Annotated in this window: 20 protein-coding genes, 1 tRNA gene and 1 other RNA gene; 20 read left to right on the plus strand and 2 right to left on the minus strand. The window is 71.0% G+C overall.

The features are described from left to right. Positions 1-35: 35 nt before the first annotated feature. From BJ959_RS09380 to BJ959_RS09430, 11 genes are all read left to right on the plus strand, one after another. Complete coding sequence (locus BJ959_RS09380) at positions 36-1,430, plus strand: cystathionine beta-synthase (RefSeq protein WP_153982208.1); 1,395 nt, start codon at positions 36-38, stop codon at positions 1,428-1,430. Next, the gene (locus BJ959_RS09385; protein WP_183321963.1) at positions 1,427-2,596 is read left to right on the plus strand and encodes a cystathionine gamma-synthase; all 1,170 of its coding nucleotides are present in this window, start codon (positions 1,427-1,429) and stop codon (positions 2,594-2,596) included. Before BJ959_RS09380 ends, BJ959_RS09385 begins: the two co-directional genes overlap by 4 nt. 100 nt (positions 2,597-2,696) lie before the next feature. Then, complete coding sequence (locus BJ959_RS09390; RefSeq protein WP_153982207.1) at positions 2,697-3,740, plus strand: LacI family DNA-binding transcriptional regulator; 1,044 nt, start codon at positions 2,697-2,699, stop codon at positions 3,738-3,740. A 317-nt stretch (positions 3,741-4,057) separates the two neighbouring features. Beyond that, on the plus strand, positions 4,058-4,771 hold the full coding sequence (locus BJ959_RS09395; protein ID WP_047566671.1) for an L-ribulose-5-phosphate 4-epimerase: 714 nt from the start codon (positions 4,058-4,060) through the stop codon (positions 4,769-4,771). Continuing rightward, positions 4,768-6,375, plus strand: coding sequence for an FGGY-family carbohydrate kinase (locus tag BJ959_RS09400; RefSeq protein ID WP_153982206.1), 1,608 nt, complete (start codon positions 4,768-4,770; stop codon positions 6,373-6,375). Before BJ959_RS09395 ends, BJ959_RS09400 begins: the two co-directional genes overlap by 4 nt. 8 nt (positions 6,376-6,383) lie before the next feature. Continuing rightward, complete coding sequence (araA, locus tag BJ959_RS09405) at positions 6,384-7,892, plus strand: L-arabinose isomerase (protein WP_153982269.1); 1,509 nt, start codon at positions 6,384-6,386, stop codon at positions 7,890-7,892. Between the two features lie 111 nt (positions 7,893-8,003). After that, the gene (gene chvE, locus BJ959_RS09410) at positions 8,004-9,119 is read left to right on the plus strand and encodes a multiple monosaccharide ABC transporter substrate-binding protein (protein WP_341799927.1); all 1,116 of its coding nucleotides are present in this window, start codon (positions 8,004-8,006) and stop codon (positions 9,117-9,119) included. Between the two features lie 111 nt (positions 9,120-9,230). Beyond that, positions 9,231-10,760, plus strand: coding sequence for a multiple monosaccharide ABC transporter ATP-binding protein (gene mmsA, locus BJ959_RS09415; RefSeq protein WP_153982204.1), 1,530 nt, complete (start codon positions 9,231-9,233; stop codon positions 10,758-10,760). Further along, positions 10,760-11,989, plus strand: coding sequence for a multiple monosaccharide ABC transporter permease (gene mmsB / locus BJ959_RS09420; protein WP_153982203.1), 1,230 nt, complete (start codon positions 10,760-10,762; stop codon positions 11,987-11,989). Before mmsA ends, mmsB begins: the two co-directional genes overlap by 1 nt. Before the next feature lie 69 nt (positions 11,990-12,058). After that, positions 12,059-13,288 (plus strand): Bcr/CflA family efflux MFS transporter, encoded by a 1,230-nt coding sequence (locus tag BJ959_RS09425; RefSeq protein WP_153982202.1) that lies wholly within the window; start codon positions 12,059-12,061, stop codon positions 13,286-13,288. Positions 13,289-13,367: 79 nt separating this feature from the next. Next, positions 13,368-14,648: a saccharopine dehydrogenase family protein gene (locus tag BJ959_RS09430; protein WP_153982201.1), complete on the plus strand. Its 1,281-nt coding sequence runs from the start codon at positions 13,368-13,370 to the stop codon at positions 14,646-14,648. Positions 14,649-14,682: 34 nt separating this feature from the next. Here the strand turns inward: BJ959_RS09430 and BJ959_RS09435 are convergent. Next, positions 14,683-14,770: transfer RNA gene (locus tag BJ959_RS09435), tRNA-Ser, on the minus strand. Between the two features lie 54 nt (positions 14,771-14,824). Between BJ959_RS09435 and ffs the strand changes: the two genes are divergently transcribed. The 9 genes from ffs (at position 14,825) to BJ959_RS09480 (ending at position 25,484) form a co-directional block, all read left to right on the plus strand. Beyond that, positions 14,825-14,921: signal recognition particle sRNA small type (gene ffs / locus BJ959_RS09440), an RNA gene on the plus strand. 80 nt (positions 14,922-15,001) lie between these two features. Beyond that, positions 15,002-17,155: a phosphate acetyltransferase gene (gene pta, locus BJ959_RS09445; protein ID WP_153982200.1), complete on the plus strand. Its 2,154-nt coding sequence runs from the start codon at positions 15,002-15,004 to the stop codon at positions 17,153-17,155. Then, the gene (locus tag BJ959_RS09450; protein ID WP_153982199.1) at positions 17,155-18,294 is read left to right on the plus strand and encodes an acetate/propionate family kinase; all 1,140 of its coding nucleotides are present in this window, start codon (positions 17,155-17,157) and stop codon (positions 18,292-18,294) included. Before pta ends, BJ959_RS09450 begins: the two co-directional genes overlap by 1 nt. 159 nt (positions 18,295-18,453) lie before the next feature. Then, positions 18,454-20,616 carry a DNA polymerase III subunit gamma and tau gene (locus BJ959_RS09455; RefSeq protein WP_153982198.1) on the plus strand — a complete coding sequence of 721 codons (2,163 nt, stop codon included), beginning with the start codon at positions 18,454-18,456 and terminating at the stop codon, positions 20,614-20,616. Further along, a complete protein-coding gene (recR, locus tag BJ959_RS09460) occupies positions 20,616-21,209 on the plus strand; it encodes a recombination mediator RecR (protein ID WP_047565140.1) in 594 nt (197 codons plus the stop codon). The genes BJ959_RS09455 and recR overlap by 1 nt, the downstream gene beginning before the upstream one ends. Before the next feature lie 192 nt (positions 21,210-21,401). Beyond that, entirely contained in the window at positions 21,402-22,667 is a 1,266-nt protein-coding gene (locus BJ959_RS09465) for an aspartate kinase (RefSeq protein ID WP_153982197.1), read from the plus strand. 2 nt (positions 22,668-22,669) lie between these two features. Next, complete coding sequence (locus tag BJ959_RS09470; RefSeq protein ID WP_153982196.1) at positions 22,670-23,713, plus strand: aspartate-semialdehyde dehydrogenase; 1,044 nt, start codon at positions 22,670-22,672, stop codon at positions 23,711-23,713. Positions 23,714-23,735: 22 nt separating this feature from the next. Continuing rightward, a complete protein-coding gene (locus BJ959_RS09475; RefSeq protein ID WP_153982195.1) occupies positions 23,736-24,524 on the plus strand; it encodes an SGNH/GDSL hydrolase family protein in 789 nt (262 codons plus the stop codon). A gap of 273 nt (positions 24,525-24,797) precedes the next feature. Next, complete coding sequence (locus tag BJ959_RS09480) at positions 24,798-25,484, plus strand: SGNH/GDSL hydrolase family protein (RefSeq protein ID WP_153982194.1); 687 nt, start codon at positions 24,798-24,800, stop codon at positions 25,482-25,484. Between the two features lie 52 nt (positions 25,485-25,536). Here the strand turns inward: BJ959_RS09480 and BJ959_RS09485 are convergent, their stop codons facing one another. Next, positions 25,537-26,184 carry a MarR family transcriptional regulator gene (locus tag BJ959_RS09485; protein WP_165879006.1) on the minus strand — a complete coding sequence of 216 codons (648 nt, stop codon included), beginning with the start codon at positions 26,182-26,184 and terminating at the stop codon, positions 25,537-25,539. Position 26,185: the final 1 nt, after the last annotated feature.

Raw genomic sequence — 26,185 nt, forward strand, 5'->3', positions numbered from 1 at the left:
CGTCACGCGCGCACCTCCGCTGATAGATTCGGCGCATGAAGTACGCCGATTCGGTCGTCGATCTCATCGGCGGAACCCCCCTCGTCCGCCTCAACCGCGTCACGGAGGGCATCAGCGCCACCGTGCTCGCCAAGGTCGAGTACCTGAACCCCGGCGGCAGCGCCAAAGACCGCATCGCGACCCGCATCATCGACGCCGCCGAGCGGGAGGGCCTGCTGAAGCCCGGCGGCACGATCGTCGAGCCCACGAGTGGCAACACGGGCGTCGGCCTCGCCCTCGTCGCGCAGCAGCGCGGCTACCGCTGCGTCTTCGTGCTGCCCGACAAGGTGGGCGAGGACAAGCGCAACGTCCTCACCGCCTACGGTGCCGAGATCGTCGTCACGCCGACGGCCGTCGCGCCGGAGGACCCGGAGTCGTACTACAGCGTCTCCGACCGTCTGGCCCGCGAGATCCCGGGCGCGTTCAAGCCCAATCAGTACGCGAACCCCAACGGGCCGCGCAGCCACTACGAGACGACCGGCCCCGAGATCTGGGCCGACACCGACGGCCGCGTCACCCACTTCGTCGCCGGCGTCGGCACCGGCGGCACCATCACCGGCACCGGTCGCTACCTGCGCGAGGTCAGCGCCGACCGCGCCGGCGGCCGGGTGCAGATCGTCGGCGTCGACCCCGTCGGCAGCGTCTACTCGGGCGGCACCGGCCGCCCCTACCTCGTCGAGGGGGTGGGAGAGGACTTCTGGCCCTCCGCCTACGACCCCGCCGTCGTCGACCGCATTGTGGCCGTGAGCGACCAGCAGGCCTTCGACCTCACACTGCGGCTCGCTCGCGAGGAGGGGCTTCTCGTCGGCGGCTCGTGCGGCATGGCCGCGCAGGGCGCCCTCGAGGTCGCGCGCGAGCTGGGCCCCGACGACATCGTCGTCGTGCTGCTGCCCGACGGCGGGCGCGGCTACCTCGGCAAGATCTTCAACGACGGCTGGATGCGCCGCCACGGCTTCTCGCACGCCACCGGCTCGCCGACCGTCGCCGACCTGCTCGGCAGCCCCGCCCGCCCGATCGCGCACCTGCGGCGCGAGCACACCGTGGCTGACGCCGTCGCGGCGCTCGAGGCGCACGGCGGTGCGCTGCCGGTGGTCGCGGCCGAACCGCCGCTCGTGCTCGGCGAGGTGATCGGCGCGGTCGACGCGCGCACGCTGCTGCGCGCGCTCGCGACCGGCGCGGTAACCCCGGCCGATCCGATCACCGCGGCGATGGGGCCGGGCCTGCCGCTCGTCGGCGCGCACGAGAGCCTCGAGGCCGCGGGCGAGCGGTTCGGCGACCGCGCGGCGGGTGGCCAGCATCCCGAGACCCTGCTCGTGCTCGACGGCGGCAACCCCATCGGGCTGCTGCACCGCACCGACCTGATCGCCGCGCTCGCGGGAGGGGCAGCATGACCGAGCACGACCCGCACATCCTGCAGGGCTTCGCCACGCGCGCGATCCACGCCGGGCAAGAGTTCGATCCCACGACGGGAGCGGTCACGCCGCCCGTCTACCTGACGTCGACCTTCGTGCAGCGCTCGATCGGCGATCTGCGCGGCGGCTACGAGTACGCCCGCGGCGGCAACCCCACGCGCGACGCGCTGCAGACCCAGCTCGCCTCACTCGAGTCGGGCGCCCGTGCCTTCAGCTTCGCGTCGGGCCTCGCGGCGGAAGACGCCCTGCTGCGCGCGGTGCTGCGCCCCGGCGACCACGTGCTCATGGGCAACGACGTCTACGGGGGCACACACCGCCTCGTGCGGCGCATCTTCGGGCCCTGGCAGGTCGAGCTGACCACGGTCGAGCTCGGCGACCTCGCGGTCGCCCGCGAGGCCCTCGAGCGGCTGCGGCCGCGCGTGCTGTGGCTCGAGACCCCGAGCAACCCGCTTATGAAGGTCACCGACATCACGGCGCTCGCCGAGCTCGCGCACGCGGTCGGCGCGCTCGTCGTCGTCGACAACACCTTCGCCACGCCCTACCTGCAGCAGCCGCTCGTGCTCGGCGCCGATGTCGTCGTGCACTCGACGACCAAGTACCTCGGCGGGCATTCCGACGTGCTGGGCGGCGCGGTTGTCACGAACGACCTCGAGCTGGCCGAGCAGGTGCAGTTTCACCAGTTCGCGGCGGGCGCGGTCTCCGGCCCCATGGATGCGTGGCTCACCTCGCGCGGCATCAAGACGCTGGCCGTGCGCATGGAGCGCCACTCGGCCAATGCTCAGGCCATCGCGGAGGCCCTGCAGGGGCATCCCGCCGTCACCCGGGTCTACTACCCGGGACTGCCCGAGCACCCTGACCATGCCCTGGCCGCGCGGCAGATGCGCCTGTTCGGCGGGATGCTCTCGCTCGAGCTCGCCGGCGGCGACGCGGCCGCGCGCGCGTTCGCCGAGAGCCTGCGCGTCTTCCAGCTGGCCGAGTCGCTCGGTGGTGTCGAGTCGCTCGTCAACTACCCGAGCGAGATGACGCACGCCTCGGTGCGGGGCACCGAGCTCGAGGTGAGCGACGCGATCGTGCGGCTCTCGGTGGGTATCGAAGACGCGGCCGATCTCGTGGCCGACGTCGAGCAGGGGCTCGCGGCGCTGTAGCGGCGGGGCCCAGGCCGCAGCGGCCCGGTGCGTGTTCGCCTGGGCCGTGCATAATGGGGCGCGGATGTGAACGTACACATCGCGACACGGACGGACGAAGATGACCACCGAAGCCGAGCGGCCGATCGAACCCGATCGCGTGCGCGCGCCGAACATCCGCGATGTCGCGCGGGTGGCGGGGGTCTCGTACCAGACGGTCTCGCGGGTTCTCAATGACAGCCCGAACATCCGGCCCGAGACGCTGCAGCGCGTGCGCGACGCGATCGACGAGCTCGGCTACCGCCCCAACCAGGCGGCGCGGGCGCTCGTCACGAGCCGATCGCGCACGATCGGGGTGCTCGCGGCGCAGACCGTGCACTACGGCCCGGCAACAAGCATCCAGGCGATCGAGACCGCGGCGCGCGAGGCCGGCTACCGGCTGTCGATCACGAACATCTCGTCGAGCGAGTACGCCTCGATCAAGAGCGGGCTCGACTACCTGATGAGTCAGGCCGTCGAGGCTCTCATCGTCATCGCGCCGCAGGTGCGGGTGTTCGAGGCCATCCACGACCTGCAGGTCGGCGTGCCGTTCGTCACGCTCGAGGCGACCGGCCTGAGCTCCGACCACTCGCTCTGGGTCGACCAGGTGCAGGGCGCCCGCATGGCGACGCGGCACCTCATCGAGCTGGGCCACACCGAGATCATGCACATCTCGGGCCCGCAGGACTGGATCGAGGCCGAGGCCCGCATGCAGGGCTTCCTGCGCGAGCTCGGCGATGCCGACCTGCGCACCCGCGCGCCGATCCTCGGCGACTGGACGGCCTCGTTCGGCTACTACGCGGGGCTCGAGCTGCTGCGCTACCGCGACTTCACGGCGGTCTTCGCCGGCAACGACCAGATGGCCCTGGGCTTCATGCACGCCTGCCGCGAGATGGGCCTCTCGGTGCCGGGCGACATCTCGATCGTCGGCTTCGACGATGTTCCCGAGGCGGCGCACTTCGCTCCGCCGCTCACGACCGTGCGGCAGAACTTCGCCGAGATCGGTCGCCGCGCGATCGCGCTGCTGCTCGGCGAGCTGCGGGGCGAGACCGACCTGAGCCACGACCCGGTGCAGCCCGAGCTGATCATCCGGGAATCGACGGCCCGGGCATCCCGTCTGGGCTGACGGGTCTGTGCTGACGGATCTGGGCTGAGGGATCTGGGCTGACGGATGCCCGCCGCGCGCCCGCGCACCCCCTTCGTTATCGACTTGTGATCGTTTCGTGTCGTCCGCCGGTTGACAGATGTGACCGTTTCGCCGTTAGAGTGCTCTCGCGCCATGTGAACGATCACAAAACGGTCACGGCGCCGGAGCGGGGCTCAGCCCCGACCCGCCACCCCTGAACCACCCCGGCGCCGGGTCCACCCGTCGCCGTCGCGACGATGGAGTCCCGTGAGCGTCACCGCCCCCGCAGCAGCCGAGTGCTCGGCCGAGGTGCGCGCATGACCGCGTTCAGCCCCGAGACCCAGGTGGCGATCGCGCGCGTGCGTGACGAGGTGGCGGCCCTCCACGCCGAGCTCGTGCGCTCCGGCCTCGTCGTCTGGACCGGCGGCAACGTCTCCGGTCGGGTGCCGGGTGCCGACCTCTTCGTCATCAAGCCCAGCGGGGTCTCGTACGACGACCTCGACGCCTCGAGCATGATCCTGTGCACGCTCGACGGCGAGGTCGTGCCCAACACCCCCGGCAGCGACCGCAGTCCCTCGAGCGACACCGCGGCGCACGCGTACGTCTACCGCGAGATGCCCGAGGTCGGGGGCGTCGTGCACACCCACTCGACCTACGCCACGGCGTGGGCCGCTCGCGCCGAGGCGATCCCCTGCGTGCTCACGGCGATGGCCGACGAGTTCGGCGGCGAGATCCCCGTCGGGCCGTTCGCGATCATCGGCGACGACTCGATCGGCCGCGGCATCGTCGACACCCTGCGCGGGCACCGATCGCGCGCGGTGCTCATGCGCAACCACGGCCCCTTCACCATCGGGCGCGACGCCCGTGATGCCGTCAAGGCGGCCGTGATGCTCGAGGATGTCGCGCGCACCGTGCACATCGCACGCCAGCTCGGCGACCCGCTGCCGATCGAGCCCGCCGCGATCGACGCGCTGTTCGACCGCTACCAGAACGTCTACGGCCAGCCCACGAGCGCGGGGGCAGCACGATGAGCGCCGCGGTGATCGCCGAGGGCCGTGCGGTGCTGGGCATCGAGCTCGGCTCGACCCGCATCAAGGCCTGCCTCATCGACCCGGCCGACAGCACCGTGCTCGCCGTGGGCGCGCACGAGTGGCAGAACGAGCTCGTCGACGGGTACTGGAGCTACGCGCTCGAGGCCGTGCACGCGGGACTCCAGGCCGCGTACGCCGCGCTCGCGGCCGACGCCGCGGCGCGGCACGGTGCCGCGCCCGCCCGCCTCGCGGCGATCGGCGTCTCGGCGATGATGCACGGCCACCTCGCATTCGACGAGACCGGCGACCTGCTCGTGCCCTTCCGCACGTGGCGCAACACCACGACCGGCGCGGCCGCGGCCGCTCTCACCGAGCTCTTCGGCACGGCCATCCCGCAGCGCTGGTCGATCGCGCACCTGCACCAGGCGGTCATCGACGACGAGCCGCACGTCGGCCGCGTGCACCGCATCACGACTCTCGCCGGCTACGTGCACGAGCTGATCGGCGGCGACCGCGTGCTCGGCGTCGGCGACGCCTCGGGCATGTTCCCGCTCGCGGCCGACGGCGCGGGGTACGACGCCGCACTGCTGGCCCGCTACGACGCCCTCGCCGGTTCGGCTCTCGCGGGGCCCCTCGCCGGGATGCTCCCGGCCGTGCTGCCCGCCGGTGCCGCCGCTGGCACGCTCAGCGCCGAGGGCGCCGCCCTGCTCGACCCGAGCGGAACGCTGCAGCCCGGCGCCCTGCTGTGCCCGCCCGAGGGCGACGCCGGCACCGGCATGGTCGCGACCAACGCGATCGCCCCGCGCACCGGAAACGTGAGCGTCGGCACGAGCATCTTCGCGATGGTCGTGCTCGAGCGCGCCCTGCAGGGCATCCACCCCGAGATCGACCTCGTCGCCACGCCGGCCGGCCACCCGGTCGCGATGGTGCACGCCAACAACGGCACGAGTGAGCTCGCCGCCTGGGTCGGGGTGCTCCGCCGCGTCGCCGAGATCGCCGGTGCCCCGCTCGACGCCGACGCCGCCTACCGACTGCTGCTCGACGAGGCCATGACGGCCGGTGCCGACGCCGACGGTGTCGTGGCCTACCCGCTCGAGGCGGGCGAGCCGGTTCTCGGGCTCGACGCCGGTCGGCCCATGGTCCTCCGCGGCAGTGAGAGCGCTCTGACTCTGGCGGCCCTGGTGCGCGCGCAGCTGCTCAGTGTCTTCGCGACCCTTGCGGTCGGGATGCGCGTGCTGCACGCCGAAGGTGTGCAGGTCGACCGCCTCCAGGCGCACGGCGGTCTGTTCCGCACCGAGGGTGTCGCACAGCGCACGCTCGCCGCCGCCCTCGACGCGCCTGTCGGCGTTGCGGGCGCCGCCGCCGAGGGCGGAGCCTGGGGCATGGCCCTGCTCGCCGCCTTCGCTGCCGGCGGCGGCACGGTCGGGGGGCGCGACCTTGCCGCCCACCTCGACACCACCGTCTTCGCGGGCGTCGCGACGAGCGTCGTCGCCCCCGACCCCGCTGACCGCGACGGCTTCGCCGTCTACCTCGACCGCTTCGAGAGCGGACTCGCCGTCCAGCGCGCCGCTCTCGCCGCCCTACCCACCGGAGCCCTCTCGTGACCCGCAGCATCGTCCCCGACCTGTCGACCCTCGAGGTCTGGTTCCTCACCGGTAGCCAGAACCTCTACGGCGACGAGACCCTGCGGCAGGTCGCCGAGCAGTCGCAGCAGGTCGTCGCGGGGCTGCAGGCCGCGGCCAGCATCCCGGTCTCGATCGTCTGGAAGCCCACGCTCGTCGACAGCGCCAGCATCAAGCGGGTCATGCAGGAGGCGAACGCCGCCGAGAACGTCATCGGCGTGATCGCGTGGATGCACACCTTCAGCCCGGCCAAGATGTGGATCGCCGGCCTCGACGCGCTGCAGAAGCCGCTGCTGCACCTGCACACCCAGGCCAACGTCGCGCTGCCATGGTCGGAGATCGACTTCGACTTCATGAACCTCAACCAGGCCGCGCACGGCGACCGCGAGTTCGGCTACATCGTGTCGCGCCTCGGCGTGGCCCGCACCACCGTGGTCGGCCACGTGTCGAACCCCGCGGTCACCGACCGCGTCGGAACGTGGGCGCGCGCCGCCGCCGGTCGGCACGCGACGCAGAACCTCAAGCTCGCCCGTTTCGGCGACAACATGCGCTACGTCGCGGTCACCGAGGGCGACAAGACCGAGGCCGAGCTGCGGTTCGGCGTGCAGGTGAACACCTGGGGCGTCACCGAGCTGGCCGACGCGGTGCACGCCGTCGCCGATGCCGACATCGACACCCTCGTCGAGGAGTACCTGGACCGCTACGACGTGGCCCCCGAGCTGCACCCGGGGGCCGACCGGCACGAGTCGCTGCGCTACGGTGCGGCGATCGAGCTGGGGCTGCGCGGGTTCCTCGAAGGCGGCGGATTCTCCGCCTTCACCACGTCCTTCGAAGACCTCGGCGCGCTGCGCCAGCTGCCGGGTCTCGCCGTGCAGCGGCTGATGGCCGACGGCTACGGATTCGGAGCCGAGGGCGACTGGAAGACCGCGGTGCTCGTCCGCGCCGCGGCGGTCATGGGCGCCGGGCTGCCCGGTGGCGCCTCGCTGATGGAGGACTACACGTACCACCTCGAGCCGGGCAAGGAGCTCATCCTCGGCGCCCACATGCTCGAGGTCAGCCCCTCGCTGACGAGCCAGCGCGCGCGCCTCGAGGTGCACCCCCTCGGCATCGGCGGCAAGGAGGACCCGGTGCGCCTGGTGTTCACGGCCGACCCCGGCCCCGCGCTCGTGGTCGCCCTGAGCGACCTGCGCGACCGCTTCCGTCTCGTGGCGAACGTCGTCGAGAACGTCGCGCTGCCCGAGCCCATGCCGAAGCTTCCCGTCGGCCACGCGGTGTGGAAGCCCGCGCCCGACTTCACGACCTCCGCCGCAGCCTGGCTGACGGCTGGAGCCGCCCACCACACCGTCATGACCACTCAGGTCGGCGTCGAGGTCGTCCGCGACTTCGCGCAGATGACTGGCGTCGAGCTGCTGGTGATCGATGAGACCACCTCGCTCGAGGGTTTCGCGCGCGACGTGCGCACGAACGCCGCGTACTACCGATTGGCGCAGTCGCTATGACGGCGCCGATCACCCCCTAGACGTCCCGGGGCTCACGCCCCGGGAACGGCCCCGGCCCGATGTCGAGCCGGGTTCCGCAGCACCACCACATCCCCAATGAAAGGACACACAGTGAAGAAGAACCTTCTTCTCTCCGCCGTGGCCATCGGCGCGATGACCTTCGGTCTCGCCGCCTGCTCGGCCCCGGCTGCCGAGGGCGAGGGCGAGGGCGGCGGCCTCATCGGCGTCGCCATGCCCACCCGCTCGTCGGAGCGCTGGATCGCGGACGGCGACGCCCTCGTGGCCGAGCTCGAGGCGGCTGGCTACACCGTCGACCTGCAGTTCGCTGAGGACGACATCCCCACCCAGGTCTCGCAGGTCGAGAACATGATCACCAAGGGCGCTGAGGCCCTGATCATCGCCGCGATCGACGGCACCACCCTCACCGAGGTGCTGCAGACCGCTGCCGACAGCGACATCCCGGTCATCGCCTACGACCGTCTGATCCGCGACTCGGAGAACGTCAACTACTACGCGACGTTCGACAACTTCCTCGTGGGCCAGCAGCAGGCCTGGACCCTGCTGAACGGCCTCGGCCTGACCGACCTCGAGGGCAACGCGCTCCCCGACGCTCCGGCCGGTCCGTTCAACATCGAGCTGTTCGCCGGCTCGCTCGACGACAACAACGCCTTCTTCTTCTTCGACGGCGCGATGGACGTGCTCCAGCCGCTGATCGATGACGGCACGCTCGTCGTGAAGTCGGGTCAGACCGACATCGAGCAGGCCGCCACGCTGCGCTGGGACGGCGAGGTCGCCCAGAGCCGCATGGAGGACCTCCTCACGGCGCACTACTCGGACGGCTCGAAGGTCAACGCCGTGCTGTCGCCCTACGACGGTCTGAGCCGTGGCATCATCTCGGCCCTCACCGACGCGGGCTACGCCGTGGGCGTCGACTTCCCGATCATCTCGGGTCAGGACGCTGAGGTCGACTCGGTCAAGGCGATCCTCTCGGGTGAGCAGTACGCGACGATCTTCAAGGACACCCGCGAGCTCGCGAAGGTCGCGGCCGGCATGGCCGTCGCCCTGCTCGAGGGCGGCGAGCCGGAGATCAACAACACCACCACCTACGACAACGGCGTCCTCGTCGTTCCGTCGTTCCTGCTCGGCCCGGTGCCGGTTGTCGCTGACAACGTGCAGGAGGCGCTGGTCGACACCGGTTACTGGACGGCTGAGGAGCTCGGCCTCTAACGAGGTCGCACTACCGCACCACCAGTGATGCATCTGGCCGGTGGTGGGGAGTCGCATTAGGCTCCCCACCACCGGCTCTTTCCCCCAACGACGTAAGGAAGTGGGCAGCACGTGACCCAGAACATCCTCGAGATGCGGTCGATCACGAAGACCTTCCCGGGTGTCAAGGCGCTCTCCGACGTCACCCTCGAGGTGGCGCGCGGCGAGGTGCACGCCATCTGCGGTGAGAACGGCGCCGGCAAGTCGACCCTGATGAAGGTTCTGTCGGGCGTCTACCCGCACGGCAGCTACGACGGCGACATCGTCTTCGAGAACGAGACCGTCGAGTTCAAGGACATCCGCGACAGCGAGGCCAAGGGCATCGTCATCATCCACCAGGAGCTCGCGCTGAGCCCCTACCTCTCGATCGCCGAGAACATCTTCCTCAACAACGAGGTGAAGGGGCCGCTCGGCCTCATCGACTGGAACAAGACGAACCTCGAGGCCAAGAAGCTGCTCGCGCGGGTGGGGCTCGACGAGGACCCCGTCACCCGGATCCTCGACATCGGCGTCGGCAAGCAGCAGCTCGTCGAGATCGCGAAGGCGCTGTCGAAGGAGGTCAAGCTCCTCATCCTCGACGAGCCGACCGCCGCGCTCAACGACGCCGACTCCGACCACCTGCTCGACCTGATCCTGCACCTGAAGGAGCAGGGCATCACGTCGATCATCATCAGCCACAAGCTCAACGAGATCAAGAAGATCGCCGACTCGGTGACGGTCATCCGCGACGGCAAGACGATCGAGACGATCCGTCGCGCCGATGTCTCGGAGGACCGCATCATCAAGGGCATGGTCGGTCGCGATCTCGAGAACCGCTACCCCGACCACACGCCGCACATCGGCGAGGAGGTGCTGCGGGTCGAGGGCTGGACGGCGCACCACCCGCAGGATGTCTCGCGGGTCATCGTCGACAGCGTCGACCTGACCGTGCACGCGGGCGAGATCGTCGGCATCGCCGGCCTCATGGGGGCCGGCCGCACCGAGTTCGCGATGAGCCTGTTCGGCCACAGCTACGGCAGCCGCATCTCGGGCAAGGTCTACAAGCGCGGCGTCGAGATCAAGACGCGCTCCGTCGACGAGGCGATCCGCAACGGCATCGCCTACGCGACGGAGGACCGCAAGATGTACGGGCTCAACCTCATCGAGGACATCAAGCGCAACATCTCGATGGCCTCGCTGCGGAAGCTCGTGCGCGGCGGACTCGTGAACGACAACGAGGAGTACAAGGTCGCCAACGAGTACCGCCAGAGCATGAACATCAAGAGCCCGACGGTGCTGGCCAAGACCGGCCAGCTCTCCGGCGGGAACCAGCAGAAGGTCGTGCTCTCGAAGTGGATCTACTCCGACCCGGAGGTGCTCATCCTCGATGAGCCCACTCGCGGCATCGACGTCGGAGCCAAGTACGAGATCTACACGATCATCAACCGCCTCGCGAGCGAGGGGAAGGCGATCATCGTCATCTCCTCCGAGCTGCCCGAACTGCTGGGCATCTGCGACCGCATCTACGCCCTCTCCGAGGGCCGGATCACGGGCCAGATGCCCGTCTCCGACGCCACCCCCGAAGCCCTGCTCAAGCTCATGACCCTGGAGAAGCAGCGATAATGTCCGACACCGCAGTCACGACCCCGGCCAAGAAGAAGCCGGGCTTCCAGCTTCCGCCCACCCTCGCCCACATCGTGAGCGACCTGGGCAAGAACGGCATCTTCCTGGCGCTCATCGCCGTCGTGGTGCTGTTCTCGATCACGACGAACGGCATCCTCCTCCGCCCGCAGAACATCTCGAACCTGATCGTGCAGAACGGGTACATCCTGATCCTCGCGATCGGCATGGTGCTCGTGATCGTGGCGGGCCACATCGACCTGTCGGTCGGCTCGATCGCCGCGTTCATCGGGGCGTTCTCGGGTGTGCTTATTCAGGAACTGGGCTTTCCGTGGTGGCTCGCCATCATCGGCGCGCTCGTCATCGGCGCGGTCGTCGGGGCCTGGCAGGGCTTCTGGATCGCCTATGTGGGCATCCCCGCCTTCATCGTGACGTTGGCGGGCATGCTCATCTTCCGCGGCCTCGCCCTCATCACGCTCGGCAACTCGAACATCGGGTCGTTCCCGGAGGAGTACCGCGCGCTCGGCAACGGCTTCATCTCCTTCGCGGGGCCGGACGCGGCGATCGACGTCTTCACGATGGTCGTGGGCGCCCTGGCGATCGTCGGCCTCATCGTGCAGCAGGTGCGCACGCGCGCCGGGCGCATCAAGTACGGCCAGTCGGTCGACCCGACCGTGTGGTTCATCGCGAAGATGGTGTTCGTCGCGGTCGGCGTCGGCGCGTTCACCTACGCGCTCGCCACCTTCAAGGGCATCCCGGTCACGCTCATCGTCCTCGCCGTGCTCGTCATGATCTACGGCATCGTCGCCAACCGCACGGTCTTCGGCCGCCACATCTACGCGATCGGCGGCAACCGCCGCGCCGCGGAGCTGTCGGGCGTCAAGACCCGCTCGGTCGATTTCTGGCTGTTCGTCAACATGGGCATCCTGGCCGCGCTCGCCGGCCTGGTGTTCACCGCCCGCCTCAACCTGGCCGGCCCGAAGGCCGGTGACGGCTTCGAGCTCGAGGCCATCTCGGCCGCCTTCATCGGTGGCGCGGCGGTGCAGGGCGGTATCGGCACGATCTCGGGCGCCATCATCGGTGGTCTCATCATCGGCGTGCTCAACAACGGCATGTCGATCATGGGCATCGGCATCGAGTGGCAGCAGGCCGTCAAGGGCCTCGTTCTGCTGCTCGCCGTGGCGTTCGACGTGTACAACAAGCGCCGTGCGGGGGCCAGCACCTCGCGCTGAGCGAAGCCTTCGTAGGATGGGGGTGGCCGGTCGGCCACCCCCATTCCCCTTTTCTTTGGAGCGTTCTCCGTGTCGTCCGTCGTGCACCCCGGAGACCTGCTCACCCGCCGCCAGCGGGCCCTCTACGTCATCGTGCTCGGAGCGCTGACCGCACTCGGCCCCTTCACGATCGACCTGTACCTCCCCGCCTTCCCCCAGGTGGAGGCCGATCTCGCCGTCTCGACGGCGGTGATCCAGCTGACGCTCACGGCCACGACGATCGGCTTCGCCTTCGGGCAGCTGCTGGTCGGCCCGTGGAGCGACGCGGTCGGACGCCGGCTGCCGCTCATCCTGGCCACGAGCCTGCACGTCGTCGCGAGCCTCGGCGTCGCGCTCGCCCCCGATGTGACCTGGCTGATGGTGTTCCGCGTGCTGCAGGGCTTCGGCGCGGCCGCGGGCGGCGTGGTCGCGATGGCGACCGTGCGCGACCTCTTCGGCGGCTATCCGCTTGTGCGGATGCTCTCGCGCCTGTCGCTCGTCAACGGTCTCGCCCCGATCCTGGCCCCGGTGATCGGCTCTCAGCTGCTGCTCGTGATGCCGTGGCGCGGCCTGTTCGTCGTGCTCGCGGCGTACGGGGTCGTCATCGTCGTCGCGGCGAGCCTGCTGATCGTCGAGACGCTCCCGCCCGAGCGGCGGGTCACGGCTGGGCACGCCACGATCGGCGACCGCTACCGCGCGTTGTTCTCCGACCGCATCTTCCTGGGCGTCGCGGTCATCGGCGGGATGTCCTTCTCGGGTCTGTTCGCCTACCTCTCGGCCTCGCCGTTCTTGTTCCAGGAGGTCTACGGCCTCGACCCGCAGGGCTACGGACTGCTCTTCGCGATGAACTCGATCGGCGTGGTCGCGGGGGTGCAGGTCAGCTCGCGGCTTGCGCGCCGCATCCCCCCGCAATGGATTCTGGCGGTGTCGACGCTCGTGCTTCTGGGCAGCTCGATGGCGATCATCGTGCTCGACCTGGCCGGCGCGGGTTTCTGGGGCACGGTCGTGCCGCTGTGGTTCTTCATCACCGCCTGCGGCTTCGGGTTCCCGATGGTGCAGGCGCTCGCGTTGGTCAACCACGGCAGCGAGGCGGGCACCGCGGCCTCGCTGCTGGGGGCGATGAACTTCGGGCTCGCCGGGCTGCTCTCGCCGATCGTCGGTCTGTTCGGCATCACGAGCGCCGTGCCGATGGGATCCGTCATGGCCGCGACGTCGGTCGTGTCGATCGTGAGCCTGTGGCTTATCGTGCGGCCGCGCACGGTTCCGCCGCTCGAGCGCTGACCGCGCCTGCGCAGCCGCCCGCCGGGACCGCGTAAAGCGAGGGTGGCGGACGTGTTGTCCATCTGGATAACATGACCGCATGAGGATTCTGCTTGTCGGCGCCGGAGGCGTCGGAGACGCCATCGCAAAGATTGCCGCCCGCCGCTCGTTCTTCGAGACGATCATCGTCAGCGACTACGACATCGCCCGCGCCGAGCGCACCATCGCCTGGATCGAGGCCAAGCACGGCCCACAGGGTGACCGCTTCGTCGCCGCGCAGATCGACGCCTCCGACGCCGCCGTCGTCGAGCGCGTCGCGCGCGAGCATCGGGCCACGCACGTCATGAACGCCGTTGAGCCGAAGTTCGTCATGCCGATCTTCCGCGGGGCGATCGCCGCCGGCGCCGACTACATGGACATGGCGATGAGCCTCTCGGTGCCGCACCCCTCGCAGCCCTACGAGCTGACCGGTGTGAAGCTCGGCGACGAGCAGTTCGCCGTCGCCGAGGAGTGGGAGAAGGCGGGTCGCCTCGCGCTCGTCGGCATGGGCGTCGAGCCCGGGCTCAGCGACGTGTTCGCGCGCTACGCCGTCGACCACCTGTTCCGCGAGGTCGACGAGCTCGGCACGCGCGACGGCGCCAACCTCGTCGTGCGCGACGACGAGGGCAACGAGATCTTCGCCCCCTCGTTCTCGATCTGGACGACCATCGAGGAGTGCCTCAACCCGCCGGTGATCTGGGAGAAGGGCCGCGGCTGGTTCACCACCCCGCCGTTCAGCGAGCCCGAGGTCTTCGACTTTCCCGAGGGAATCGGCCCGGTCGAGTGCGTCAACGTCGAGCACGAGGAGGTGCTGCTGATGCCGCGCTGGCTCGAGGCCAAGCGCGTGACCTTCAAGTACGGCCTCGGCGACGAGTTCATCGGCACTCTCAAGACCCTCAACCAGCTCGGCCTCGACAAGACCGAGCCGATTCGGGTGCGGTCGAAGAGCGGCCCCGTCGAGGTCGCGCCCCGCGACGTCGTCGCGGCCGGTCTGCCCGACCCGGCCACCCTCGGCCCGCGGATGACCGGCAAGACCTGCGCCGGCCTCTGGGTGACCGGCACCGGGGTCGACGGCCAGCCCCGCGCGGTGTACCTGTACCACGTCTCCGACAACGAGTGGACGATGGCCGAGTACGAGAGCCAGTGCGTTGTGTGGCAGACCGCGCTCAATCCCGTCATCGCGCTCGAGCTACTCGCCACGGGCGCGTGGAGCGGCGCCGGCGTGCTGGGCCCGGAGGCTTTCGATGCGCAGCCCTTCCTCGACCTCATGGCGCGCCCCGAGGCCGAGGGCGGCTACGGGCAGGCCTGGGGTCTCGAGGAGCGCTCTCCCGTGGTGGCCTGACCGCCCGAGCTGCAGCACCTCGCGCGGGGCGGTGTGGCGGAGGATGGGGGATTCGAACCCCCGAGGGCTTGCACCCAACACGCTTTCCAAGCGTGCGCCATAGGCCACTAGGCGAATCCTCCGGGCGGCCGCAGCGCTCGCGCGCGACGACTCGGCCATGCTACCCGTAAACTAGGGGCGGCTCCTCGCGTGGCGCCATCCAGGCCAACTCCCCCAGGGCAGAAATGCAGCAAGGGTAACCGGGCTCTGGCGGGTGCGCGAGGGGTCCTTTTTTGTGGGTGCGGATGCCCGCCGCTGCCCGTCGGGACCATCGACCCTGGGCCCTCCGAGGCCGTCGCTCTAGGCTGGGCGAAATGTCGCGCAGCATCTACGTCACCTCCGCCGAGGGCAACTCGGGCAAGTCGACCATCGCTCTCGGGCTCGTCGACTCACTCAGTCATCGCGTGAAGCGGGTGGGGGTGTTCCGGCCCGTCGCGCGGTCGAGCGAGGAGCGGGATTACGTTCTCGACGTGCTGCTCGCGCACGACGGCGTCGACCTCTCCTACGACGAGTGCGTGGGCGTCGGCTACGACGCGGTGCACGCCGACCCGGAGGCGGCGCTCGCCGTGATCGTCGAGCGCTACCACGCGGTGGCGCAGCGCAGCGACGCGGTCGTCATCGTCGGCAGCGACTACACCGACGTGTCGAGCCCGACCGAGCTCTCGTTCAATGCGCGCATCGCCGCCAACCTGGGCGCTCCGGTGCTGCTGGTGATCGGCGGGCGCGAGAGCGGGTCGACGGGCGGCCGCGGGCTCGACGAGTCGGGGCCGCGCTCGGCCGACGACATGCGCCGGGTCGCCGAGGTGGCGGTCGCCGAGCTGCAGCACGAGCACGCGCAGCTGCTCGGCATCATCGCGAACCGGGCAGACCCCGGGGCGCTCGACGCCATCGTCGCGGCCGTGCAGACCGTGGCCCCCGAGGCGCTCGTGGCGAGCATCCCGGAGGACCCGTACCTGATCGCCCCGACCGTCGACGCGGTCGTGCAGGCGGTCGGTGGCACCGTCGTGCGCGGCGACCCTGCCCTGCTGCAGCGCGAGGTGCTGGGTGCGGTCGTCGCCGGCATGTCGATGGAGAACGTGCTGCCGCGCCTCACCGAGGGCGCTGTCGTGCTCATTCCGGGCGACCGCAGCGAGGTGCTGCTGGCCGTGCTCATGGCGCATGCCAGCGAGACGTTCCCGAGCCTGGCGGCGATCATCCTCTACGGCGGGTTCGAGACCCCGGATGCGGTGCAGAGCCTCGTCGACGGGCTCGACCCGAGCCTGCCGATCGTGCGGGCCGAGTCGGGCACCTACGACACCGTGCGCGCCATCATGAGCGCCCGGGGTCGGCTGGCCGCTGACAGCCAGCGCAAGTACGACACGGCACTGGCGCTGTGGGAGCGCCACATCGACGCCGAGGCGCTCATGAACCGTCTCGATGTGACGCGGGCCGGCGCCGTGACGCCCCTCATGTTCGAGTTCGACCTGCTCGAGCGGGCGCGCGGCGACCGCAAGCACATCGTGCTGCCGGAGGGCGACGATGACCGCGTGCTGCGCGCGGCCGGCACCCTGCTGCAGCGCGGGGTGTGCGAGCTGACGATTCTCGGGGACGAGCAGTCCGTGCGGGCGCGCGCCGCCGAGCTCGGGCTCGACCTGTCGGGGGCGCGCATCCTGTCGCCGCTCGATGAGCAGCACCGGCACCGCTTCGCGGAGGAGTACGCGCGGCTGCGGGCCCACAAGGGCGTCACCTACGAGACCGCGCGCGATGTCGTCACCGACGTCAGCTACTTCGGCACGATGATGGTGCACCTCGGGCTCGCCGACGGCATGGTGTCGGGGGCGGCGCACACGACGGCGCACACGATCCGCCCGAGCTTCGAGATCATCAAGACCGACCCGGGCGTCTCCGTCGTGTCGAGCGTGTTCTTCATGTGCCTCGCCGACCGCGTGCTCGTCTACGGCGACTGCGCGGTGATTCCCGACCCGACCGCCGAGCAGCTCGCCGACATCGCGATCTCGTCGGCGGCGACGGCGGCGCAGTTCGCGATCGAGCCGCGCGTGGCGATGCTGTCGTACTCGACCGGCGACTCGGGCGCGGGTGACGACGTCGAGAAGGTGCGCGCGGCGACCCAGCTGGTGCGCGAGCGGGCGCCCGAACTGCTGGTCGACGGGCCGATGCAGTACGACGCGGCGGCCGAGCCGAGCGTCGCGGCCTCGAAGATGCCGGGCTCGCCCGTGGCCGGCCGCGCGACCGTGTTCGTCTTCCCCGACCTCAACACCGGCAACAACACCTATAAGGCAGTGCAGCGCTCGGCGGGCGCCGTCGCCGTCGGGCCGGTGCTGCAGGGTCTGCGCAAGCCCGTCAACGACCTCAGCCGCGGCGCTCTCGTGAGCGACATCGTCAACACGGTCGCCATCACCGCGATCCAGGCGCAGCGCACGCCCCCGCCGCCGACCATGCCGATCTCGACCATCGGGGGCACGGCGTAGTGCGCGTCTTCGTCGTCAACTCGGGGTCGAGCTCGATCAAGTACCAGCTCATCGACGTCGCGAGCGAGCAGGTGGTGCTGGCGGGGATGCTCGAGCGCATCGGGCAGCGCGATACTGATGGGCAGCCGGCGGGCGACGCGGCTGACCACACGGCGGGCATGATGCTCGTGCTCGAGCGCCTCGGCGCCGAGGCGGGCACCATCGCCGCGGTCGGGCACCGCGTCGTGCACGGCGGCGACGTGTTCACGGCGCCCGTGGTGATCGACGCGGAGGTGGAGGCGAGCATCCAGGCGGTCAGCGCTCTCGCCCCGCTGCACAACCCGGCGAACCTCGCGGGAATCCGGGCCGCGCGCGCCGCGCTGCCCGGCGTGCCGCACGTCGCGGTGTTCGACACGGCCTTCCACCAGACGATGCCGCCCGCCGCCGCGATCTACGCGATCGACCGCGCCGTCGCGGCCGAGCACGGCGTGCGGCGCTACGGCTTCCACGGCACGAGCCACCAGTTCGTGGCCGTCCGGGCCGCGGCGCTGCTCGGGCGCCCGCTGGCCGAGCTCAAGCTCATCGTGCTGCACCTCGGCAACGGCGCCTCGGCGACGGCGATCGACGGCGGCCGCTCGATCGACACCTCGATGGGGCTCACCCCGCTCGCCGGGCTTGTCATGGGCACACGCTCGGGCGACCTCGACCCGGGGGCGCTGCTGCACCTGCTGCGCTCGGGGCTCTCCATCGATGAGCTGGACCGCCTGCTCAACAGCCGCAGCGGGCTGCTCGGTCTCGCCGGATCGTCCGACATGCGGGACGTGCGCGCGGCCGCCGAATCGGGCGATGCGGATGCGGAGCGCGCGCTCGCGGTCTGGGCGCACCGCATCCGGCACTACGTCGGGGCGTACCTCGCCCAGCTGGGCGGCCTCGACGCCGTGGTCTTCACGGCCGGCGTCGGAGAGAACGCGCCCGCGCTGCGCGCGCGGGCGCTGGCGGGGCTCGAGCACCTCGGGCTCGCGCTCGACGCCGCGCGCAACGAGTCGCCCTCGCGCGACGCTCGCGTCATCTCGCCGGAGGGCTCGCGCGTCGCCGTGCTCGTCGTGCCGACGAACGAGGAGCTCGCGATCGCGCAGGCCGCCGCCGCCCTCGTCGCCTGAGCCCCGCGGCTGCGCCTGCACGAATGAAGGACGCCGGGCATCTTGCGTCGGCGTGTCGCCGCGACTCGCCGTGACCCGCGCCCGGAAGTCCTTCATTCGTGCAACCACGGGGGCGGGATGCCCGGCTCGGGCATCCGAGGTGGCGACTACGCTGGGCACGTGGTCACCGCCCTCTACCGCCGCTACCGGCCCGAGACGTTCGCCGAGCTCATCGGCCAGAGCCACGTGACCGACCCGCTGCGCGCCGCCCTCCGCGGAGACCGGGTGAACCACGCGTACCTGTTCAGCGGGCCGCGCGGCTGCGGCAAGACGACGTCGGCCCGCATCCTGGCCCGCTGCCTGAACTGCGCCGAGGGTCCGACCGACACCCCGTGCGGCGTGTGCCCGAGCTGCGTCGAGCTCAGCCGCGAGGGTGGCGGCTCACTCGACGTCGTCGAGATCGATGCCGCCAGCCACAACGGCGTCGACGATGCGCGCGATCTGCGCGAGCGCGCCGTGTTCGCCCCCGCACGCGACCGCTACAAGATCTTCATCCTCGACGAGGCGCACATGGTGACGCCGCAGGGCTTCAACGCGCTGCTGAAGATCGTGGAGGAGCCGCCGGAGCACGTGAAGTTCATCTTCGCGACGACCGAGCCCGAGAAGGTCATCGGCACCATCCGCTCGCGCACGCATCACTATCCGTTCCGGCTCGTGCCGCCCGCGCAGCTGCTCGAGTACGTGCAGCAGCTGTGCGCGAGCGAGAACGTCACGATCGAGCCCGGCGTGCTGCCGCTCGTCGTGCGGGCCGGCGGCGGCTCGGTGCGCGACACGCTCTCGCTGCTCGACCAGCTCATGGCGGGCTCGGATGACGCGACCGTCACCTACGAGCGCGCGGTCGCCCTGCTCGGTTACACGCACGGCGCCCTGCTCGACGAGGTCGTCACGGCGATTGGTGCGCGCGACGCCGCGGCCGCCTTCCACGCCGTCGACCGGGTCATCCAGACCGGGCAGGACCCTCGCCGGTTCGTCGATGATCTGCTCGAGCGCCTGCGCGACCTCATCGTCGTGCAGGCGACGGCCGACAACGCCGCCGAGGTGCTGCACGGCATCCCCGATGCCGACCTGCAGGCGATGCGCGAGCAGGCCGCCGGCTTCACGCCCGCCGAGCTGTCGCGCGCGGCCGACGTGGTCAACAAGGCTCTCACCGAGATGACCGGCGCGACCTCGCCGAGGCTGCACCTCGAGCTCATGACGGCGCGCGTGCTCGTCGCCCTCGGGGGCGAGGCCGCGAAGACCGCCACACCCGTGTCACCCACCCGGGCTGCCGCGTCAGCACCCGTGCCGGCGGCGGCGCCGTCGGCGCCCGAGCCCCTGGCCGCTCCGCCCGCTCCGCCCGAGCCCGTCGCGGCCGTGCCCGTCGCGGCCGTGCCCGCCGCGGCCGAGCCAGCCGCAGTCGAGCCGGCCGCAACCCAGCCCGCCGCTCCGGCCGAGCCCCTCACGCTCGCCCGTGTGCAGGAGGCCTGGCCCGCCGTGCTCGACGCGGTGCAGCAGCACAAGCGCAGCTCGTGGACCATCGTCTTCGCGACCACCCCCGCCGCCCTCGATGACGACGTGCTCACGATCGCCTTCCCGACCGAGGCCGACGCGGCCGCGTTCAAGCAGCGCACCGCCCCCGCCGACAGCGTCAGCGAGCACGTGCGCGCAGCGATCCAGCAGGTGCTCGGCGTGCGCGTCAAGTTCATCGTCCGGGTCACGCCGGTGACGGATGCTCCCGCCGCGTCGCCCGCCACCCCCGCCGCGACGGCGCCGGCCGAGAAGCCCGCCGCGCCGAAGCCCGCCGTCGCATCTGCCCCGCCGAAGTCCGCGCCGGCCAAGCCCGCCGCCACGCCGCCCCCCTCTCCCGCAGCCGCACCGGTCACCGACTGGGTCGTCGCGCCGATCCCGACGAGCACCGCATCGGCGTCTGCGAGCCCCGCGAGCGCCAGCCCGGCGTCTGCGAGCCCGGCGAGCGCCAGCCCGGCCAGCGCCGACAGCCCCAGCAGCGCTGCCAGTGCGGCCAGCCCCGCGAGCAGCCCCGAGACCGCATCCGCCCCGCCCGCCGCCCCCGCCGCGGTCGTGCATCGCGCCGAGGTCGATGGCCGTCAGCGCTACGGCGAGGCCGTGGTGCGCGAGGTGCTCGGCGCGACCTTCCTCGGCGAGGAGATCCTCGAGCCCGCGGTCAGCGTGGCCGGTGGGGCCGAGCTGCCCGCGGAGGGCATCCCCGACGCCGCCCCGGCGCCGCGCGATCCCGATCAGCCGTCGAGCGCCGATGCGCCCGACCCGTTCCGGGATGAGTACTGATGTACGACGGCATCATCCAAGACCTGATCGATGAGTTCGGGCGCCTGCCCGGTATCGGGCCGAAGTCGGCGCAGCGCATCGCCTTCCACATTCTGCAGACCGAGTCGTTCGACGTCACCCGGCTGTCGCAGTTGCTCATCGACGTGCGCGAGAAGGTGCGCTTCTGCGAGATCTGCGGCAATGTCGCGGAAGAGGCGCAGTGCTCGATCTGCCGCGACCCGCGCCGCAGCCCCACGAGCATCTGCGTTGTCGAGGAGGCGAAAGACGTCGTCGCGATCGAGCGCACGCGCGAGTTCCGCGGGCTGTACCACGTGCTCGGCGGCGCGATCAGCCCGATCGACGGCATCGGCCCCGACGATCTGCGCATCAGCCAGTTGCTCGGCCGCCTGCGCGACGGCACCGTCACCGAGGTCATCATCGCCACCGACCCGAACCTCGAGGGCGAGGCCACGGCAACCTACCTCTCCCGTCTGCTCGTGCAGCCCGGGCTCACCGTCTCGCGGCTCGCGAGCGGCCTGCCCGTCGGCGGCGACCTCGAGTACGCCGACGAGGTCACGCTGGGCCGCGCGTTCGAGGGGCGCCGCACGCTCTGACCCCGGTTGGAGCGGATCGCGCCGGCCCGCATGCCCGAGCGGGCATCCGGCACGGGTAGAATCGGCCTCCACGGCTCGCCATCGACGTCGCGCCTGCGGCCGGGCCTGCACTGCGCACCGCGCCGCCGCCACCATTCGCCACAAGCACCGCTGCGTCACCCCGCTGCGTCACACCCTTCCAGGAGATCCGCCGTGAGCCTCATCGTGCAGAAGTTCGGCGGCTCCTCGGTCGCCGACGCCGAGAGCATCAAGCGCGTCGCCAAGCGCATCGTCGCCACCCGCACCGCCGGCAACCAGGTGGTCGTCGCCGTGAGCGCGATGGGCGACACCACCGACGAGCTCATCGACCTCGCCCACCAGGTCACCCCGCTGCCCGACCCGCGCGAGATGGACATGCTGCTCACGACGGGCGAGCGCATCTCGATGGCGCTGCTCGCCATGGCGATCCGCAGCATGGGTCACGACGCGCGCTCGTTCACCGGCAGCCAGGCCGGCATGATCACGGATGCCCGCCACGGCGCCGCCCGCATCGTCGACGTCACCCCGGTGCGCGTGCAGGAGGCCCTCGACGAGGGGGCCATCGCGATCGTCGCCGGGTTCCAGGGCTTCAACCGCGACAGTCGCGACATCACGACGCTCGGTCGCGGCGGCAGCGACACCACCGCGGTCGCGCTGGCTGCGGCGCTCGGCGCTGACGTGTGCGAGATCTACACCGACGTCGACGGCGTCTTCACCGCCGACCCGCGCGTGGTGAAGAAGGCGCGCAAGGTCGACCGCGTCACGGCGGAGGAGATGCTCGAGCTCGCGGCCGCGGGCGCGAAGGTGCTGCACATCCGCGCGGTCGAGTTCGCCCGCCGGCACGGGGTCACTCTGCACGTGCGGTCGTCGTTCACGCCCAACGAGGGCACCTGGGTTGTCAGCGGAACAGAGGGAGAGACGATGGAAGAGCCGATCATCACCGGGGTCGCCGGCGATCTGAGCGAGGCGAAGATCACCGTGGTCGGCGTGCCCGATACCCCTGGCATGGCCGCCGACATCTTCACGATCGTCGCCGAGACCGGTGCCAACATCGACATGATCGTGCAGAACGTGTCGACCGCCGCGACGAGCCGCACCGATATCAGCTTCACCCTGCCGAAGGCCGACGGCGAGAAGGTGCTCACCGCGCTGAAGGCGGTGCAGGCGACCCTCGGGTTCGAGGCACTCGCCTACGACGACCAGATCGGCAAGCTGTCGGTGGTCGGCGGCGGCATGCGCACGAGCGCCGGCGTCTCGGCGCAGCTGTTCACCACGCTGAAGAACGCGGGCATCAACATGGAGATGATCAGCACCTCCGAGATCCGCATCTCGGTGGTCATCCGCGCGGACATGCTGAACGACGCGGTGCGGGCCGTGCACACGGCCTTCGGCCTCGATGGTGACACCGACGCGGTCGTCTACGCGGGAACGGGGCGATGACCATGGCGACCACCGTGAACCTCGGCGTCGTCGGCGCCACCGGGCAGGTCGGCGCCGTGGTGCGCCAGCTGCTGCTCGACCGCGACTTCCCCGTCGGCGAGCTGCGCTTCTTCGCCAGTGCGCGCAGCGCCGGAACGGTCATCCCGTGGGGCGATCGCGAGATCGTCGTGGAGGATGCCGAGACGGCCGACCCGAGCGGGCTGGACATCGCGATCTTCAGCGCGGGTGCCACGCTCAGCAAGGCGCAGGCGCCGCGCTTCGCCGCGGCGGGCGTGACCGTCATCGACAACTCCTCCGGCTGGCGCATGGACCCGGAGGTGCCGCTCGTCGTGAGCGAGGTCAACCCGCACGCCATCGACCAGGCGGTCAAGGGGATCATCGCGAACCCGAACTGCACGACGATGGCCGCGATGCCGGTGCTGAAGGTGCTCGACGCCGAGGCCGGCCTCGAGCGGCTCATCGTCAGCACCTACCAGGCCGTCTCCGGCGCGGGCCTCGTCGGCGGCGAGGTTCTGCTCGAGCAGGCCCGCGCGGTCGTCGCGCACGACGCCATGGGGCTCGTGCACGACGGCGACGCCGTCGAGTACCCCGAGGTGCGGACCTTCCCGAAGCGCATCGCCTTCAACGTCATTCCGCAGGCGGGCTCCTTCGTCGATGACGGCCTGGGCGAGACCGACGAGGAGAAGAAGCTGCGCAACGAGTCGCGCAAGATCCTCGAGCTGCCCGAGCTGCGCGTCAGCGGCCTGTGCGTGCGGGTGCCGGTGTTCACCGGCCACTCGCTCGCGATCAACGCCGAGTTCGCGCGGCCGATCAGCCCCGAGCGCGCGCGCGAGCTGCTGGCCGATGCGCCGGGTGTCCAGCTGATGGATGTTCCCACCCCGCTCGACGCCGCTGGCGACGACCCCTCGCTGGTCGGGCGCATCCGCGCCGACGAGGGTGTTCCCGGCGGTCGGGGCCTGGCGATGTTCATCAGCAACGACAACCTCCGCAAGGGGGCGGCGCTCAACGCCGTGCAGCTCGCCGAGCTCGTCGCCGCGAAGCGCTGAGCGGCGCGGCACGGAGACTCTGATGCCGCCGGTGCCGAGCTACGCCGCGATCGGCGACAGCTTCACCGAGGGCATGGGCGACGAGCGGGCCGACGGCACGCCGCGCGGCTGGGCCGACCTCGTCGCGGCGGCCCTCGCGCACGCGGCAGGCGGGTCGGTCGGCTACGCCAATCTCGCGATCCGCGGGCGGCTCCTCGCGCCGATCGTCGATGACCAGCTGCCAGCCGCACTCGCGCTGCGCCCGCAGCTGCTGAGCATCAACGGCGGGGGCAACGATATTCTGCGGCCGCGTGTCTCGATCGACGGCGTCGCCGACCGCCTGACCGCCGCGGCGCTCGCCGCCCGCGACCAGGGTGTGCGGGTGATGATCGTCAGTGGGGGCAACCCGACCCGGCACCTCCCGATGGGCTCGACGTTCGCGCGCCGCGGCGACGCGCTCGCCCGCGCGGTGCGCGAGCGGCTCGAGGGCTCGGGGGTGCTCTTCGTCGACAACTGGTCTGACCCGCACCTGCCCGAGCTCGCCTACTGGTCGGTCGACAGGCTGCACCTCAACGCGCGGGGTCACGCCCGGGCGGCGGCGAACGTGCTCGCCGCGCTCGAGGTCGCCGTGCCCGCCCCGCCCGGTGCGCCCGACGCCCAGGCGGAAGACCTCCCCGGCGTCGACGATTCCGCCCGCCCGCGGACCGCGGAGTACTGGCGCCGCTACGTGCTGCCATGGATCGGCCGCCGCCTGACCGGTCGCTCCTCGGGCGACCACCGGACGGCGAAGCGCCCGACGCTGGCACCTGTGCGTGCCGATGAACTGACGTAGGGCGTCGCGCTGCGTCGTGCGCATCCTGGCGCTGTCCTCATCGCTGTCGTCGGCGTCCACCGTCCCCTCGTCCCCGCGGCGGCTCCACCGGTCTCCGTACCTTCCGGAATTGCGGATCGAGGTGAACGCTGGTCATTCCGGTCCGCAGATCTGGAAGGTTGCGCGCCCCTTCGCCCCAGCCCGAGGGGGCATCGTCGAGGGCGCGGTTTCGGTGGGTGACGGGCGGGTGCGACCCCGGGCGAACCCTCAGCCGGAGGGCGTCGAATAGGGGGCATGAGCATCCGCCGCCCCCGTTCGCTGGTCGGAGCCGTCGTCGCCGCCCTGACCGCGCTCGCCGTGCTGGCGGGATGCGCGCCCGCGGTCGCACCCGGCACCGGCGTCGACCCGGCCGACGACGATCGGCCGCTCGTCGCCTTCTACGGCGACTCGTACACGCTCGGCACCGGCGCGAGCGACCTTTCGGTGCGGTGGTCGACCCAACTGGCCGAGCGGCGCGGCTGGCGCGAGTTCAACCCGAGCGTCAACGGGCTCGGCTTCATCAACAACCGGCGCGCGTTCGCCGACACCGACCTGCCGGCACTGATCATCGACCAGCAGCCCGACATCGTCATCGTGACGATGGGGCTCAACGACTCCTTCTCGTTCGACGCGCGTGCCGACGAGATCGAGCAGCAGATCGACACCGATCTCGCCCGCCTGACCGAGGCGCTGCCGGAGGCGCGCATCGTCGTCGTCGAGCCCTTCTGGTACACGGCCGAGCGGCCCGCGTCGCTCGAAACCATCATCGGCTGGGTGCGCGCCGCGGCCGAGCGCTACGACCTGCCGTTCATCCCGGGGGCGTCGACCTGGATCGCGGGCGCTCCCGGCCTGATGGCCACCGACGGGCTGCACCCCAACGACGAAGGCTACGCCCTCATGCTCGAGAAGATGGATGCAGCGCTCGCCGAGCTCGGCCTCTGATCGGGAGGGGCGAGCTCTTCACGAGTCCTTGCATCGCCGATCGTCGTGACGGTCACCAAGAGGTGTCGAGGCGAAGGGTGCCGACGGCCTCCGACAGGGCGCGCTGTGCCCGTGAGATGGTCTCCGCGGTGGTGCGATGCTCAGGCAGTGCGAGGAGTAGCCACCACCGACGACCTGCTTCGTCAGAGCCGACCTCGGCCGAGATGTATGTTGCTCCGTCATGAGCGGCTACGACGGTTGTGCTGTCGTGGCGAGAGTTTGATATCGAGACCGGCGCGAGAGCTCCGGGAGTGAGAATCACCGCGACAGGGCCGCCCGCAATCGAGGCATGCATTACCCGAGCGCCGGTGTCTCCGACGATGACGGCCGCCGCAGTCTCGCGAAAGCGGCTGGCGAGGTCGCTCACGGTGCGCCCAGCCGCGGCGTCGATGGAGGTTGACCGGCGTAGGTGGCTCGAGAGCGCCCACAGTTCTGGGCCTGGCGCACAGGTGCCGTCGGGAGTCTCGGCAAAGATGCCGAGTTCACGGAGCTCCGCCGCGATTCTGCTGACGGCGCTTCGGTCGACTCCCGTCTTTCGCGCCAGTTCTCGAACGCCAATCGGTCCGTTCTCGCGCGCGACCTCGAGGATGATCGACGTCACCTTGGCGATGGTCGTCAGCGGCACACGAGGTGCATCAGGTTCGTCTCTCCGCTCGCCCATG

It is taken from the genome of Microcella frigidaquae, assembly GCF_014200395.1.
GTDB classification, from domain to species: Bacteria; Actinomycetota; Actinomycetes; order Actinomycetales; family Microbacteriaceae; genus Microcella; species Microcella frigidaquae.

Coding starts and splice junctions, on each gene's coding strand:
- BJ959_RS09380 (WP_153982208.1), top strand. CDS start 36: ATGAAGTACGCCGATTCGGTCGTCGATCTCATCGGCGGAACCCCCCTC.
- BJ959_RS09385 (WP_183321963.1), top strand. CDS start 1,427: ATGACCGAGCACGACCCGCACATCCTGCAGGGCTTCGCCACGCGCGCG.
- BJ959_RS09390 (WP_153982207.1), top strand. CDS start 2,697: ATGACCACCGAAGCCGAGCGGCCGATCGAACCCGATCGCGTGCGCGCG.
- BJ959_RS09395 (WP_047566671.1), top strand. CDS start 4,058: ATGACCGCGTTCAGCCCCGAGACCCAGGTGGCGATCGCGCGCGTGCGT.
- BJ959_RS09400 (WP_153982206.1), top strand. CDS start 4,768: ATGAGCGCCGCGGTGATCGCCGAGGGCCGTGCGGTGCTGGGCATCGAG.
- mmsB (WP_153982203.1), top strand. CDS start 10,760: ATGTCCGACACCGCAGTCACGACCCCGGCCAAGAAGAAGCCGGGCTTC.
- BJ959_RS09430 (WP_153982201.1), top strand. CDS start 13,368: ATGAGGATTCTGCTTGTCGGCGCCGGAGGCGTCGGAGACGCCATCGCA.
- pta (WP_153982200.1), top strand. CDS start 15,002: ATGTCGCGCAGCATCTACGTCACCTCCGCCGAGGGCAACTCGGGCAAG.
- recR (WP_047565140.1), top strand. CDS start 20,616: ATGTACGACGGCATCATCCAAGACCTGATCGATGAGTTCGGGCGCCTG.
- BJ959_RS09470 (WP_153982196.1), top strand. CDS start 22,670: ATGGCGACCACCGTGAACCTCGGCGTCGTCGGCGCCACCGGGCAGGTC.
- BJ959_RS09475 (WP_153982195.1), top strand. CDS start 23,736: ATGCCGCCGGTGCCGAGCTACGCCGCGATCGGCGACAGCTTCACCGAG.
- BJ959_RS09480 (WP_153982194.1), top strand. CDS start 24,798: ATGAGCATCCGCCGCCCCCGTTCGCTGGTCGGAGCCGTCGTCGCCGCC.
- BJ959_RS09485 (WP_165879006.1), bottom strand. CDS start 26,184: ATGGGCGAGCGGAGAGACGAACCTGATGCACCTCGTGTGCCGCTGACG.